Origin of the sequence: Fastidiosipila sp. (genome assembly GCA_012511175.1) — a bacterium.
Taxonomy (GTDB): Bacteria; Bacillota; Clostridia; order Saccharofermentanales; family DTU023; genus UBA4923.
Genome location: JAAZGO010000028.1, coordinates 61,709 through 77,074, shown reverse-complemented (window position 1 = coordinate 77,074; position 15,366 = coordinate 61,709). Strand labels below are relative to the sequence as shown.

14 protein-coding genes are annotated in these 15,366 nt (G+C 55.6%); all 14 read left to right on the top strand.

Annotation, left to right across the window (positions count from 1 at the left end; translation table 11 throughout):
* Positions 1-392: 392 nt before the first annotated feature.
* The 14 genes from GX839_06505 to GX839_06440 all read left to right on the top strand — a co-directional run bounded on the left by GX839_06505 (position 393) and on the right by GX839_06440 (position 15,276).
* On the top strand, positions 393-773 hold the full coding sequence (locus tag GX839_06505) for a 3-aminobutyryl-CoA ammonia lyase (protein NLB05107.1): 381 nt from the start codon (positions 393-395) through the stop codon (positions 771-773).
* A gap of 15 nt (positions 774-788) precedes the next feature.
* Positions 789-1,613 (top strand): 3-keto-5-aminohexanoate cleavage protein, encoded by an 825-nt coding sequence (locus GX839_06500; protein NLB05106.1) that lies wholly within the window; start codon positions 789-791, stop codon positions 1,611-1,613.
* A 20-nt stretch (positions 1,614-1,633) separates the two neighbouring features.
* Complete coding sequence (locus tag GX839_06495; GenBank protein ID NLB05105.1) at positions 1,634-2,668, top strand: L-erythro-3,5-diaminohexanoate dehydrogenase; 1,035 nt, start codon at positions 1,634-1,636, stop codon at positions 2,666-2,668.
* Between the two features lie 10 nt (positions 2,669-2,678).
* Positions 2,679-3,974 carry a lysine 2,3-aminomutase gene (gene ablA, locus GX839_06490; protein NLB05104.1) on the top strand — a complete coding sequence of 432 codons (1,296 nt, stop codon included), beginning with the start codon at positions 2,679-2,681 and terminating at the stop codon, positions 3,972-3,974.
* Between the two features lie 8 nt (positions 3,975-3,982).
* Positions 3,983-5,047 carry a hypothetical protein gene (locus GX839_06485; protein ID NLB05103.1) on the top strand — a complete coding sequence of 355 codons (1,065 nt, stop codon included), beginning with the start codon at positions 3,983-3,985 and terminating at the stop codon, positions 5,045-5,047.
* Positions 5,048-5,071: 24 nt separating this feature from the next.
* Positions 5,072-6,556 (top strand): hypothetical protein, encoded by a 1,485-nt coding sequence (locus GX839_06480; GenBank protein NLB05102.1) that lies wholly within the window; start codon positions 5,072-5,074, stop codon positions 6,554-6,556.
* Positions 6,534-8,105 carry a D-lysine 5,6-aminomutase subunit alpha gene (locus tag GX839_06475; protein NLB05101.1) on the top strand — a complete coding sequence of 524 codons (1,572 nt, stop codon included), beginning with the start codon at positions 6,534-6,536 and terminating at the stop codon, positions 8,103-8,105. Before GX839_06480 ends, GX839_06475 begins: the two co-directional genes overlap by 23 nt.
* Positions 8,089-8,850 (top strand): hypothetical protein, encoded by a 762-nt coding sequence (locus GX839_06470; GenBank protein NLB05100.1) that lies wholly within the window; start codon positions 8,089-8,091, stop codon positions 8,848-8,850. The genes GX839_06475 and GX839_06470 overlap by 17 nt, the downstream gene beginning before the upstream one ends.
* Positions 8,851-8,869: 19 nt before the next feature.
* A complete protein-coding gene (locus GX839_06465) occupies positions 8,870-9,709 on the top strand; it encodes a 3-hydroxybutyryl-CoA dehydrogenase (protein NLB05099.1) in 840 nt (279 codons plus the stop codon).
* A 12-nt stretch (positions 9,710-9,721) separates the two neighbouring features.
* Positions 9,722-10,897, top strand: coding sequence for an acetyl-CoA C-acetyltransferase (locus GX839_06460; protein NLB05098.1), 1,176 nt, complete (start codon positions 9,722-9,724; stop codon positions 10,895-10,897).
* An 11-nt stretch (positions 10,898-10,908) separates the two neighbouring features.
* A complete protein-coding gene (locus GX839_06455; GenBank protein NLB05097.1) occupies positions 10,909-11,688 on the top strand; it encodes a hypothetical protein in 780 nt (259 codons plus the stop codon).
* A gap of 141 nt (positions 11,689-11,829) precedes the next feature.
* Positions 11,830-12,717, top strand: coding sequence for a DUF488 domain-containing protein (locus GX839_06450; GenBank protein NLB05096.1), 888 nt, complete (start codon positions 11,830-11,832; stop codon positions 12,715-12,717).
* A gap of 3 nt (positions 12,718-12,720) precedes the next feature.
* Positions 12,721-13,554, top strand: a complete 834-nt coding sequence (locus GX839_06445) for a hypothetical protein (GenBank protein ID NLB05095.1) — start codon at positions 12,721-12,723, stop codon at positions 13,552-13,554.
* 159 nt (positions 13,555-13,713) lie between these two features.
* On the top strand, positions 13,714-15,276 hold the full coding sequence (locus tag GX839_06440) for a type I restriction-modification system subunit M (GenBank protein ID NLB05094.1): 1,563 nt from the start codon (positions 13,714-13,716) through the stop codon (positions 15,274-15,276).
* Positions 15,277-15,366 lie beyond the last annotated feature (90 nt).

Below are 15,366 nucleotides of genomic sequence, written 5' to 3'. Positions count from 1 at the left end.
ATCCCCCTGCATTGTACCATCACGAAAATAAATGACAGTCCTCACAGCCGGCTTCTTGTCAAAATTGAAAATGCTCAGGTATAATGAGCGGGCACACCCCCGGACGGCACCTCTATGCCGCCGCCGGCCCGCACCAGAGCACCTGGGATCTTGAAAATTTAACGACAATAGAGGCGCAGCGAATGGGTAGATGCGGTGGCCAGCCCGGGATCGGGGCCGCATCAAAGTGTTCGTTGCCGAAGGGCGTCCGGCAGATCCCTGGCGGGTGACCCTGGTAAGCCGTACCAAGGACGGCTTACTGTCATGCTGGAGCATGAAGCGCTATGCGTATTTGAGAAAAATAGGCGGCGCTTATTTTTTTCTAACTGAAAATTGATGGAGGAGACAAAATGATCGAAGCCATGATCCGCGTCCGCATCGGCGCAGAAGACGCGCATTACGGAGGGGGGCTGGTAGACGGCGCCCATCTTTTGAAGCTGTTCGGCGATGTAGCGACCGAACTCCTGATACGGCGTGACGGTGATGAGGGGCTTTTCCGGGCCTACGACAGCATCGATTTCCTGGCACCGGTATCAGCCGGCGATTTCATCGAAGCAAAAGGCTGGATCGAGGAAGAAGGCAACACGTCACGAAAAATGAAGTTTGAGGCCTGGCGGGTGATCGCGCCGCGAACCGACCTGTCGGATTCAGCCGCTGATCTGCTGGATCAGCCCGTCCTGGTCTGCCGGGCTTCAGGCACCTGTATCACGCCCAAAGCTAAACAACGTAAATAGGAAGGGGGAGTACTTATGTCAAAAGTCATCATTACCGCCGCCATCAGCGGTGCGGAAGTCACGCAGGAGATGAATCCGGCCGTTCCCTACACGGTGGACGACTTTGTTCGCGAGGCCAAATCAGCAGCCGGGGCCGGTGCGGCCATCATTCACCTTCACGCGCGTCACGACGATGGTTCGCCGACCCAGGACCGCGAGCGTTTCAGGGTTCTCATCAACGCCATCCGGGAAGCTTGCCCCGAGGTGATTATCCAGCCGTCCACGGGCGGAGCCACGGGCATGACCGCTGAGGAACGGCTCCAGCCGACTGAACTCAATCCCGAGATGGCCAGCCTGGACTGCGGCACCATGAACTTCGGCGGTGATGAGATCTTCGTCAACACCGAGAACATGATCATCGAATTCGCGGCCAGGATGCGTGAGCGCGGGATCAAGCCTGAACTTGAATGTTTTGATAAAAGCCATATCGACATGGCCATGCGCCTGGTCAGGCAGGGTCATATCGACCGGCCGCTTCACTTCAACATCGTGCTGGGTGTCAATGGCGGTGCCGCGGCAACCCCCCGTGACCTGGTTTTTCTCCGTCATTCACTGCCGGAGGATGCCACTTTCACCGTGACCGCCATGGGGCGTCATCAATTGCCCCTCAATGTCATGGCCATGGCCATGGGCGGGCATCCCCGGACAGGCTTTGAAGATAATCTGCAATATGCACGCCGTGTCAACGCCACAAGCAACGGCCAGCTGGTAGCCCGGCTGGTCCGCATCGCGCAAGAAATGAACCTTGAAATCGCCAGCCCCGATGAGGCGCGCGAAATCCTGCAAATGAAGAAAAAATGAGAAAAGGAAGGATACACAGCATGGCCATGGGAGATAAATACGGCGCCCACCGCGTCCTGGAGCCTCAGGGATTACTGCCGCAGGCGGCTCAAAAAATCGATAACAGGATGGAGATCTATGACAATGAGATCCTGATTGATGTCTCCGCACTTAACATTGACGCGGCAAGCTTCCGCCAGTTGTGGGAAGAAGCCGGAGGCGATGAAGCAAAGCTGAAGGCAAAAATCATGGAGATTGTCAGTGAACGCGGCAAGATGCAAAATCCGGTAACCGGATCAGGCGGCATGCTGATGGGAACGGTGGCCCGGATCGGCCCGGCGCTGGCGGATCGCGACCTTGTGGCCGGCGACCGCATCGCGACCTTGGTATCCCTCTCCTTGACACCTTTGCACATTGATCAGATCACAGCCGTTCACCCCGATGTTGAGCGGGTTGAGATCAAGGGTCAGGCGATTTTGTTCGAAAGCGGCGTCTACGCCAAGTTGCCGGCAGATATGAGTGAGAATCTGGCGTTGGCCGTTCTGGATGTGGCGGGCGCGCCCGCCCAAACCGCCCGGATCGTTCAGCCGGGCGACAGTGTCCTGATCCTGGGGGCCGGCGGCAAGAGCGGCATGCTTTGTGGCTATGAGGCCATGAAACGTGTCGGCCCCTGCGGCAATGTGGTCGGTATGAGCCGCAACAACCGGCCGGAAAAGACCCTGCTGGACAACAAATTGGCTCATTCATTCTTTGTTGCCAACGCGCAAAATCCGGTCGAAGTCCTTGAAAAGGCGTTGGCCTTGAACGGCGGCCGGGAGTACGATGTGGTCATCAATGTGGTTAACATTGACGGAACCGAGATGTCTTCTATCCTGCCTGCCAGGGAAGGCGGCATTGTTTATTTCTTCAGCATGGCGACCAGCTTCACCCGGGCTGCCCTGGGCGCTGAAGGTGTGGGCAAGGATGTCACCATGATGGTCGGCAACGGCTACACAAAAAACCATGCCGAGTTCTCGCTCCAGGTTGTCAGAGAGAGCGAAGCGCTTCGACACATCTTTGAAACTCTCTACCTGTAAAGGAGGCCCCATGAAAGCGGAAGATAAATACATCAACAAGACGGGCCGGGCCAGGCGGGAGATCCTCTTCCCCGGGGTGCCGGACGAAGACTGGAACAGCTGGCAATGGCAGGTCAAAAACAGAATTACCAGCCTGGAAGGCCTGACGGGTCTGATGACCCTGACCCAAGAGGAGACTGATGGGGTCAAAGAGGCGCTCCAGCAGTTCCGCATGGCGATAACACCTTATTACCTGACCCTGATCGATCCGGATGATCCTCACGACCCCGCCAGAAAGCAGGCCATCCCCACCGCTTGGGAGCGGAGATCTGCACCGGAGGACCAGGACGATCCGCTCCACGAGGACGGCGACTCTCCGGTATTTGGCCTGACCCATCGCTACCCCGACAGGGTTCTCTTCCTCATTACCGATATGTGCTCCATGTATTGCCGCCACTGTACCCGGAGGCGGCTGGCAGGCCAGAAAGACGGCGCCCGGACCCGGGCCGAGATCGATGCCTGTATCGAATACATCCGCCAGCACCCCATGGTCCGTGATGTCCTCCTTTCAGGAGGCGACGCCCTGCTCATGAGTGACGACCGGCTGGAATACATCCTGAAGGAACTTCGGGGAATCGAGCACGTCGAGATTATCCGGATCGGAACCCGGACGCCTGTCGTCATGCCGCAACGGATCACGCCGGAACTTTGCCGGCTCCTCAAGAACTACCAGCCTGTCTGGCTCAATATGCAATTCAACCATCCCAATGAAATCACACCCGAAAGCGCTGCCGCTTGCGCCATGCTGGCCGATGCCGGTATCCCGCTTGGCAACCAGTCGGTGCTTTTGCGGGGCATCAATGATTGTGTCCATGTCATGCGCCGCCTGGTTACCGGTCTGGCCTGGATCCGGGTCAGGCCCTATTACATCTACCAGTGCGACCTGACGCGGGGGATTTCGCACTTCCGGACCTGTGTTTCAAAGGGCATTGAGATTATTGAGGGTCTGCGCGGCCATGTGTCCGGCTTTTGTGTGCCCACCTTTGTGGTTGATGCCCTGGGCGGCGGCGGAAAAATCCCGGTCATGCCCGACTACCTGATTTCGCAGAGCCCTGAGCGGGTGGTTCTCCGCAACTACGAAGGGGTGATCAGCACCTATACCCAGCCGCGGGACTACAGCAGCCAGTGCCACTGCCCCGTCTGCAGCGGAGAGGAAGAAATGACAGTGACCGGTGTCTCAGGCCTGTTGGAAGGGCAGGGCGAATCACTGGAGCCCAAGGACCTGGCCCGCAAGACCATGGCCGGCAGGGACGTCGAGTACGTTTAGGCCAGACAGTGGCAGAAGACAGAGCCGTCCGTCTGATTGAAGCGCTGGATCTGGACCGGCTGGCTTCGCTTGCCATTATGGGCCTCGGGAAAAACGCCGGGAAAACAACAGTGCTGAACCATCTGATCAGAACCTGCGCGAAGGCCGGGCTGCCCCGGGTACTGGCCCTGACATCTGTTGGCCGCGATGGCGAGGATCAGGATCTGGTGACGGGCGGTATGAAACCCCGGATATATGTCAGGGAGGGTACCTTGATCGCCACCGCTGCCGGCTCGGTCGGCAAAAGTGATGCCGTTCTGGAAATTCTGGCACTTACGGGTATCCGCACGGCGACCGGTGAGGTTGCTGTCGCCCGGGCCCGGTCAAATGGTTATCTCGAACTGGCCGGTCCGTCAATTGCAAGAGATCTGGCTCTTTGTGAAACTTTCTTTCGCCGGGAAGAGGCGGACTGTCTTTACATCATCGACGGAGCACTGGACCGCAAATCCCAGGCGGGAGGCGGCCTGACAGAAGCGGTCGTTCTGGTTGCCGGGATGGCCAATGCCGCCTCCATTGAGGAGCTGGCTGAGAAAACGGCGGTCCAGGCGGAGCTGTTGAAACTGCCATCCCTGGCTGAGGAAGAAAGACAGGAAATCGAAGCTGCCATGGAAGGAAAAGCCGGAGCGCGGGCTGCCATCCGGGACATCCGCGGCGAAGTCCGCCTGATGGAAATGCCTTCACTTGCCGGACATGGAAAAGAAGTGGCCCAGGGCCTTGCACCGGGTGACAGGATCCTGTTTTTGCGGGGTGCCGTCACAGAACGTTTTGTTGAGGATTTGCTTTCAAACAAGCACTTCAGACAGATGACCCTGGCGGCGGAAGATGGCACCCGCTACTTCATCGGGGGCAGGACGCTTGCGCGGCTCAAGCAGCAGGGGGTAAAACTTGAGGTCATCCACCCGCTGATACTGCCCATGGTTTTTGTCAACCCGGCAAGAGGAGGCGGCAGCCAGGTGGATGCCAGGGAGCTTGTCAAGGCTGTCAGTACGGCCGTAGATGTCCCCGTGATGGATACGGGGCCGGCCCTGGTTTGATCAAAAGACAGGGAGGAAAGTGTCATGTTGTTAATCAGCCGGCAGGACCGTGAGCGCCTGGGTTTGTCCCAGGCCCTGGAAGCCTGTCGTTGCCTGACTCCCCAGGGGAAACGGATGAAGCTGAAATACCGGTATTACGGGCCGGATGAGAAAGAGCTTCTGGAAGCTGAACTGTCCGCTGTTGACCGTCTTGCCGAGTACACCAAGCACCATCCGCTTGAAATCCGCCAGGCGCTGGGTCATCTTTCCCGCTTCCGTGACCTGCGGGGAAGCCTGGCTGGCCTTTCGAAAGCCCGTACCCTGGATCTTACTGAGCTCTTTGAGATCAAAGAGGCAGTTCGTCTTTTGCACCAACTGCTTAAAATCCCCGTCCTCCTGGCCAGGGCAGATGTCCTGATCAAACCGCTGCCGGAGGCCGAGGCCCTGCTTGATCCACGCAAAATGGAAAGCAGCGGCTTTTATCTTTATGACGAATACTCAGCCAGGCTGGCGGGGCTCAGGCAGGCGCGGAAAAAGGTTGAAATAAAATTGGAGAGCGCCGGTGGGGAAGAGCGGAGCAGGCTGCTTGAGGAACGAAGTCAACTGCTTACGGAGGAGAATGAGGAAGAAAGGCAGGTCAGGGCAAACTTAAGCGGTCAGCTTGCCCCCTACGCGGACCGGCTTTCAGAAAACCTGGATGCGGCCGGCCAGCTCGATTTTCGCCTGGCCAAGGCTCAGCTGGCCATCCGGTGGGCCGCTTCAAAGCCGGATCTGCTTGAAGCAGGCGCAACCTTGATCCTGGAACAGTTCTATCATCCGGTCATCGAGGCGCATCTGTCCGCCAGGGGAGCGGCCTACGAGCGTCAGACGGTCACGCTCGCCCAAGGAACAAGTGTGCTGACGGGCGCCAATATGGGCGGGAAAAGTGTGGCCCTCAAGGCCATGGCCCTGTCAGTAGTCCTGATTCACCTGGGCTATTTCCCGCCCTGCGCCTATGCAGCTTCACCGCTTTTTGGCTTTGTCAGTTACAGTTCTGATTATTTCGATACAACTAAACGGGGCCTGTCGACTTTTGCCGCTGAAATTGTCAAGATCAGGGACGACATCCGTCAGGCCAGGCACATGCCGGGATTGGTCATCCTGGATGAACCGCTTCGAGGCACCAATCCGCAGGAGGCGACGGCTCTTGTCAGGGCCCTGTGCCGGCTTTACGCGGCTTTTCCCGGTGTGCTGGTCGTAGCGACTCATTATGAGGTTCCGGCGGAAGAGGGCATCAGGCATCTGCGGCTTCGCGGCATCGAGCCGGGGGAACTGGAGGAAATCATTTCGGGCACCGGCGACCCTCAGTCCGACGAGGAGGCGGTCCGGCGGATTGAATCCCTGATGGATTACTCAATTGAGGCGGTTGACGGTTCAGCGTCCATCCCGGCAGACGCCATCCGCATCGCGGGATGGCTGGGTCTGGATAAGGGGGTCTTTGAACTGCTCGAAGGTGAAGGGGGGGGTGCTGATGGCAGAGCTCAGACTTGACTGGAACAAGGTGGATAAGGCGCGCCAGGCCGCAGCGGCCGTCGCTGACAACGTGACGGAGCAGCTTGAACTCTGTTCGACAGTGGCGGTGGAACGGGCGATTTGCCGTCTTTTTGGGGTTGACGGCGTGGATGCCTTCGATGTGCCCCTTGCCAACCGTCTGGTTGACCATCTCAGGACCCAAGGCGTCCTGGAGGCGGGTGCCGCCTACTGGCTGGCGCAGGGAGCGCTTTCGACGGGGCTGGCCCCCATCAAAATGGCGGAAGCGGTCGCAGCAGGAAGCCTGGATCTGACTGCCCATGAGAAACACGATGCCTTTGCCTGCCGGCTTTGGGCCAAAGAGCAGGCGGAAAAAGCAATTTTCCGGATTCGGGAGGGCAGGAAGACCCGTGAATCCCTGCTTGAAAAGTATGGCGAAAGATCCGCTCCCTGGCTTTACGCCATCGTAGCGACCGGCAATATCTATGAAGATATAATCCAGGCGCAGGCCGCCGCCAGGCAGGGTGCCGACGTCATCGCGGTCATACGGACGACAGGGCAGAGCCTGCTCGATTACGTGCCCTACGGTGCCACGACTGAAGGTTTCGGGGGGACGACCGCCACCCAGGAAAATTTCCGCCTCATGCGCCGGGCCCTGGACGAAAAAGGAAACGAACTTGGCCGCTACATCCGGCTCTGCAACTATTGTTCCGGTCTCTGCATGCCTGAAATTGCGGTCATGGGGGCCTTGGAGCGCCTGGACGTCATGCTGAACGACGCCCTTTACGGGATTTTGTTCCGTGACATCAACATGCAGCGCACCCTGATCGACCAGAGTTTCTCGCGGATGATCAATGGGGCGGCCGGCATCATCATCAACACCGGCGAAGACAACTACCTGACCACCTCAGACGCCTACGAGGAGGCGCATACGGTTCTGGCCTCCCAATTGATCAACGAACAGTTTGCCCTTCGGGCGGGGATGCGGAAAGTGCAGATGGGGCTGGGGCACGCCTTTGAGATGGATCCCTCCCTGCCTGACTCCTTTGTTTTTGAATTGGCCCAGGCCCAGATGGCCCGCCAGATTTTCCCGGACGCCCCCCTCAAATACATGCCGCCGACCAAGCACATGACCGGCAACATCTTTCAGGGTCATGTGCAGGATACGCTCTTCAATGTGGCGGGGGTGCTGACCGGCCAGCAGTTCCTCCTTCTTGGCATGATGACCGAGGCCATCCACACGCCCCACATGGCAGACCGGGCGCACGCCATCGCCAATGCCGATTATGTCAAACGGGCCATGAAGTCTCTATCGGATGAAATTGAGTACAAGAGGGGCGGTCTGCTGGAGAAGCGGGCTGACGAGGTCCTTGACCTGGCGCTCGGGTTTCTCGAAACCATCCGCCAGGATGGGCTCTTTCGTTCACTGGAAGCCGGCCGTTTTGCCGGAATCAAAAGGCGGCCTGAGGGCGGCAAGGGGATGGAGGGTGTGATCGCCAAAGGTGACCATTACTGCAACCCCTTTATCGATTTGTTTTTGGAGGAACAGCAAGATGATTCCCAAGCCTGATCTCACCCGCCTCAAGCCCTACGGCGACACCATGGATGACGGCCGAATCCAGCTGAGCTTCACCCTGCCGGTTCCTGACGACGAACGGGCAGTTGAGGCAGCCCGGGCCATACTGACCGCCATGGGTTTGTCCAATCCTCTGATCAGCTGGCATGAGGCGCTGGATGATCGTTTCACCCGGATCATCGCCTATGCCACCTTCGAAAAGGGGATCGACTACACAAGGATCGAGGCTGCAAGCATTGAAGCGCCTGTCATGACCATGGAGGAAACCGATCAGTATATCCGCGATCATCTGGGCCGCAGGATCCGGGTGATCGGCGCCAGCACGGGAACCGATGCCCATACGGTTGGGATTGACGCGATCATGAACATGAAAGGCTATGCAGGTCACCATGGCCTGGAGCGCTACGACATGATTGAAACCCTCAACCTGGGCAGCCAGGTGGAAAACGAGGATTTTATCCGCGAAGCCGTCCGATTCGACGCTGATGTCATGCTGGTATCCCAGACAGTGACCCAGAAGGATGTCCACATAAAGAATATTTCGGAACTGGTTGAGCTTCTGGAGGCGGAGTCGCTTCGCCACCGGTTTCTGCTCATCCTGGGAGGACCGCGTATTTCCCATGAATTAGCCAAGGAGCTGGGTTGTGATGCGGGCTTTGGTCCCGGCAAGTACGCCGATGATGTCGCAGGCTACATGGCGGCGGAGCTGGCCAGAAGACAGGAAGCAGCCCACAAATAACAGGACAGGAGGATTGTAGATGAAAGTATTTGTTGCCGGATGCGGCACCATGGGGGCGGGAATCGCACAGGTTTTCGCGTCCTTCGGCCATGAAACCGTCATGTTCGACCGGGAAGCGGACCTGGTAGAGCGCGGTTATGCCCTGATTGAAAAGCAGGTGAGACGCCAGTTTGACAAGGGCCGCCTGACACAAGAGGAAGCGGAAGACCTGCTTGCCAACTTGAAACGATCGACCGATCTTGAAGAGGCAAAGGGGGCAGACCTTGTAATTGAAGCCATTTTCGAGGATCTGGAGGCCAAGCGCGTTCTTTTTGGCAAGCTGGACAAGCTGTGCCGTCCGGATTGCCTTTTTGCGACCAACACCTCCTCACTTTCCATCACGGAGATCGCGTCGGAACTGGACCATGAGTCCAGCTTGGCCGGCATGCATTTCTTTAATCCGGCGCCGGTCATGAAACTGGTTGAGGTCGTAAGCGGTGACCATACCTCGGAAGAGACAAAAGAACAGTTCGCCGCCATCGTCCGGGCCATCGGCAAGGAACCGGTTTTTTGCAAGGAGAGCCCGGGCTTCATTGTCAACCGGCTGCTGATCCCCATGATCAATGAGGCAGCCGATCTCTTGCATCAGGGGGTCGCGTCGCGCGAGGACATCGACCAGGCCATGAAGCTTGGGGCTAATCACCCCATGGGGCCGCTTCAACTGGCTGATTTTATCGGAATAGACATCGTTAAAAACATTATGGAAATCATCCGGGCGAGAACAGGTAATCCAAAATACGAGCCGAGCCCCCTGCTTGGCCGCATGGTTCAAGAGGGCAAGCTGGGCCGCAAATCGGGACAGGGATTTTATCAATATTAGAAAGAGGAAGCGATGAAAGACATTGTGATTCTGGGAGGCTGCCGTACGGCAATCGGAAAATTCGGGGGTAGTCTGGCCAAGGTTTCGGCCGTCAGGCTGGGTGAGGTGGTGGTCAGGGGTGCGATCCGGCGCGCGGGCATTCGTCCGGAGGATGTGGATGAAGTTCTCATGGGCTGCATCCTGGCAGCAGGCTTGGGACAGAATGTGGCCCGGCAGGCCGCCATGGCAGCCGGAATTCCTGAATCAGTTCCTGCCTCCACCATCAATAATGTGTGTGGTTCAGGCCTGAAAGCCGTGACACTGGCAGCTGCCTTGATTGAAAGCGGTCAGGCTGAAATCGTCGTCGCGGGCGGAACCGAAAACATGTCGGCGGCGCCTTATCTGCTCGACAAGGCCCGGGATGGTTACCGCATGGGTGACGGCACCCTGATTGACAGCATGATCAAGGACGGTCTCTGGGACATTTTCGGCGATTATCACATGGGCATCACGGCTGAAAATGTGGCCGAAAAATACAGCATCAGCCGGGAAGAACAGGATGCCTACGCCCTGGAAAGTCAGCGGAGGACGGAGCGCGCCCAAAAGGAAGGCCGGTTTGAAGCTGAAATCGTCCCGGTGCACATCAGGGAGCGCAAAAATGAATACGACTTTGAGGCCGATGAATACCCCCGGCACGGAGCCACTTTGGAGGGGATGCAAAAGCTCCGCCCGGCCTTCAAAAAGGATGGCACGGTGACGGCCGGCAATGCGTCCGGCATCAATGACGGCGCGGCAGCCATGGTGGTCATGAGCGGCAAAAAGGCCAGGGAATTGGGGTTAAAACCCATGGCTGCCCTGACCGCCGGCGTTTCCGTCGGCCTCGATCCCTCCATCATGGGCATGGGGCCTTATGTCGCGACAAAAAAGATTCTTGAAAAGACCGGCTTAAGCCTGGATGACATTGATCTGATTGAATTCAATGAAGCCTTTGCGGCCCAGTCCCTGGCGGTCCTGAAAGAACTGGGTGCCGATCCGGCAAAGGTCAACGTGAACGGCGGTGCCATCGCCCTCGGCCATCCGGTCGGCGCCTCGGGCGCGCGTGTCCTGGTGACCCTGCTCCATGAAATGGAGAAAAGAAACGTTAAACGCGGCCTGGCCTCCCTTTGCATCGGTGGGGGCATGGGCATCGCGGCCGTGGTGGAACGGTGAAAGGAGCGGTCATGTCCATCATCAAACTTGACCAGACAGATTACGTTGCCGAATTGACTATCGACCGGCCCGAGGCCCTGAACGCCTTGAACAAGGCCGTCCTCCATGAGCTGTCGTCTGCCTTATCCGATTTGGCTGACGACCAGCAGGTGCGGGCCCTGATCATCACCGGTGCCGGTAACAAGGCTTTTGTCGCCGGCGCAGATATTTCTGAAATGGCGGACATGGACCGGGAGGAGGCGGAAATGTTCGCCCGCTTCGGCAACCGGGTCATGAATCAGGTCAGTTCGTTTCCCGTCCCCGTCATCGCGGCAGTCAATGGTTTTGCCCTGGGCGGCGGTTTTGAACTGGCCCTGGCCTGCGACTTCCGCATCGCGTCAACAAAAGCAAGTTTCGCTTTTCCAGAAACAGGCCTGGGAATTACACCCGGCTTCGGAGGAACCCAGCGGCTGGCCAGGCTTGTCGGTTCCATGTCCGCCTTCGATCTCATCATGACGGGCAGGCGGATTGATGTCAGGGAAGCCCAGGCCCTGGGTCTTGTCATGGAGGTATCAGAGCCGGATCACTTGATGGGGCGGGTCCATGAACTGGCAGCAACTATTGCCCAAAAGGCACCGGTGGCCGTCAGGGAGGCCAAGCGGGCCATCAGGGGAGGGCTGGATCTGACACTGGCAGAGGGTTTGGCTTTGGAGGCGTCCTGCTTCAGCCGGTGTTTTGAGACCAAAGACCAAAAGGATGCCATGAAAGCATTCCTGAGCAAGAAAAAGATGGACGGATTCAGGGGTGAGTGATTACCTTTTGTCTATTTACCGCCTCTCCCGTCCAAAAAGCCGATGTACCTGGCGCTTGCCCCTCTGTATCCTTGACGGGACCGGGCACCGGAATTAGTATTGGGTTGAAGGAAGACAACAAAAGAGAGGAGGCGCTTCAGTATGGGCATTGTTGCCGGCCGGCCATCTTATAGGCGCCAGCGCTTTCTTCTCTCCTTTGTAAATGAGTTGGTTGGCGGTGTGAAGAGCACGGATCTGCAAAAACTGGTCTTCCTTCACACCATGTCGGGTGATTCTGACTTCTATGAATTCGTCCCTTTCCGGCATGGCGCCTATTCTTTCCAGCTTGCGGCAGACTTAGACACTCTCCACGCGCATGGCCACTTCAAGGTTGAGAGGTTACAGGAGGGGCAAGAGAAGACAGTAACGGCTGTCATAAGCTGTCCAAAAGAGAATCATCCCTTTAAGACAGCCCCTGAACGTGGTATTGAACTCATGCGCCGGGCTTATCGGGAGCATCCCTATTACACCATTAGGAGTGAGATCCTTGCTGATCTTTTTTTCGGAAAAGAACTGGAAAGTTTCAACCGGATAAGACAAACCTATGCCAAAAAAGAACCAATCCTTTTTACGATTGGCTATGAGGGCAGGAACCTGGAAGCTTTCATTAACCAACTGATCCAAAATGATGTGCGCCTGCTTTGTGATGTGCGGAAAAACGCGCTGAGTCGCAAATTCGGGTATTCAAAAAGGAAACTTGGCGAGATCGCAGAATCCGTTGGGATAAAATATGTTCACATTCCCGGACTTGGCATCGAGTCTGCCAACCGGCAGTCGTTGGAAACGAAAGAAGACTTCCAGGACCTTTTTGAAGTGTACGAGAAAACCATGTCCCTTCGAATAAGTGAGCTGAACCAACTTGAATCCCTGCTAAGAAAGTACTTTCGTGTAGCCCTAATGTGTTTTGAACGGGAACCATCCATGTGTCACCGGCATGTGATCCGGGACTACGTCACCCATAAATGCCGAGTGAAGAGTATCGACCTGTAAGAAGTGGAAAAGAAGCGGATCTACATCCTGGTCAAGACTTATCCCACGATTTCAGAAACCTATGCTGAACTGGTCTGTACGGCGGGGATTCTTGAGGATGGGAGCTGGATTCGCCTTTATCCGGTTCCCTTCAGAAAACTCGACCTTGAACAAAAATACCCAAAGTTCAGTTGGATCGAGGTTGAAACGGCAAGAAACACCAAAGATTTCCGGCCGGAATCCTACCGTCCAAACTTGGAGACACTTTCGGTTGTGCAGGAGGCGAAGAAGAAACTGGATTGGGAGGAACGCCGAAGAATAATATTTGGTAATCAGCACGTTTACACCAACCTGGAAGAATTGATCACCAAAGCAAAGGCAGATGACATCTCCCTGGCGGTATTCAAGCCGGCCAGGATTCTCAGTTTTAATGCAAGTAAAACGAATCCATCCTGGGATCCCGCCAAGCTGGCTAATCTCGAGTATGTATCCAGACAATTGAATGTCTTCCAGACGGTTGACGAGATCGTTGATGAGTTCAGGGTGGTGCCAAAAGTGCCTTACCACTTCTCCTACAAATTTCTGGATGACAGCGGCAGGCAGTCCACCATGAAGATCCTGGACTGGGAAATTGGCATGCTCTACGTCAATTGTTTAAAAAGGGCCGGAGGAAACAAAGAGATTGCTGTCGAAAAGGTCAGGCAAAAATACTATGAAGAGTTTTTGAAGCATGACCTTCACTTCTTTCTCGGTACAACCCTGAAGCATCATAAAGTTGCGAAGAATCCCTTCACCATCGTTGGCGTCTTTTATCCGCCATTCCCATCGAAGCAATTGAACCTCTTTGATTTGGCTTAACATTGTTGGCAAAAAGTCGAAAGGCTGGAGTTTCAGAAGTTCTTGCCTTTGTGGTGTGCGCGGGCGCTTGGTATAGTATTAGGGAATGAGATCAATATTCCCGGATCATTGAATTAGTTCGTTAACCAGCAGGATAAAACAGAATAGCGGGGTCATGGCATGGACAACAGGAAAGAACAGGAACGGGCTGAGCTTCACCGTACCATCTGGGGGATCGCTGACGATCTGAGGGGGAGCGTTGATGGCTGGGATTTCAAGCAATATATACTCGGCATTCTTTTCTACCGGTATATTTCGGAGAATATTACGTCCTACATCAATCAAGGGGAACACGAAGCGGGTCACCCCGATTTTGACTACCCGACCATTTCTGATGAAAAAGCAGAAAAAGCTCGGGAGGATCTGGTCAGGACGAAAGGCTTTTTCATTCTTCCCAGTGAGTTATTCGTCAATATCTGTGAAAAAGCCAGGGCCAACGACAAAGACCTGAACGAGAAGCTGGCAGCTGTCTTCAAGGATATTGAAAGCTCAGCCATGGGAACAGATAGTGAGCAGAATTTCAAGGGGCTTTTCGACGATATTGATGTCAACAGCAATAAGCTTGGCGGAACGGTTGAACAACGAAATAAAAGGTTAAAAAATCTCTTGCTTGGCGTGCAATCCATGCGACTGGGAGACTACCAAAACAACACGATTGATGCCTTCGGCGACGCTTATGAGTACCTGATGGGCATGTATGCCTCAAGAGCGGGTAAAAGCGGCGGCGAATTTTTCACACCGCAGGAAGTGTCCGAACTGCTCACCCATCTCACATTAGTTGGGAAAAAGGAAGTCAACAAGGTTTACGACCCCGCCTGCGGATCAGGATCGCTGCTTCTCAAATTCTCAAAAATCCTTGGAAAAGAAAATGTCCGCCAGGGATTTTTCGGCCAGGAGATCAACATCACCACCTACAACCTCTGCCGCATCAACATGTTCTTGCATGACATCGGTTACGATAAGTTTGATATCGCCCATGGAGATACCCTGACCAGCCCTCAGCATTGGAATGACGAACCTTTTGAGGCCATCGTTTCCAATCCCCCCTACTCCATCAAGTGGGAGGGCAAGGACAACCCCATCCTGATCAATGACATGAGGTTTTCCCCCGCAGGTGTGCTGGCACCTAAATCCAAAGCGGATCTGGCCTTTATCATGCACTGCCTCTCCTGGCTGGCCACCACAGGAACAGCCGCTATTGTTTGCTTTCCCGGGATCATGTACCGGGGAGGGGCAGAAAAAAAGATCAGGCAATTCCTGATCGACAGCAACTATGTCGATTGCGTCATCCAGCTGCCGGATAATCTCTTTTATGGCACTTCCATCGCGACCTGCATCATGGTGCTCAAGAAGAACAAGAGCGAGAATAAAACGCTTTTCATTGACGCGTCCAAAGAATTCGTCAAGGTGACCAACAGCAATAAGCTGACCCAACAGCACATCGACAATATTCTGGAGGCTTTCAAATCGCGGGAGGACAGGGAGTATTTTTCCAGGTTGGTACTCAATTCAGAGATTGAGGAGCACGAGTACAACCTGACGGTCACCTCCTATGTTGAACCGGAGGACACCCGGGAAGTGATTGATATTGTCAAGCTGAATCGGGAGATTGAGGAGATTGTAGCCCGATCGGATTATTTGCGTAAGGAGATTGATAAGGTCATTCGAGAGATAGAAGGGTAGGTCTTCAGCTTGTCTCTATAGCAGGAGGAGAGGATATTTTTTGCGATAGCCAAGAATAGTCTTACGTAGAGCACGGTAACTGAGTCTTGC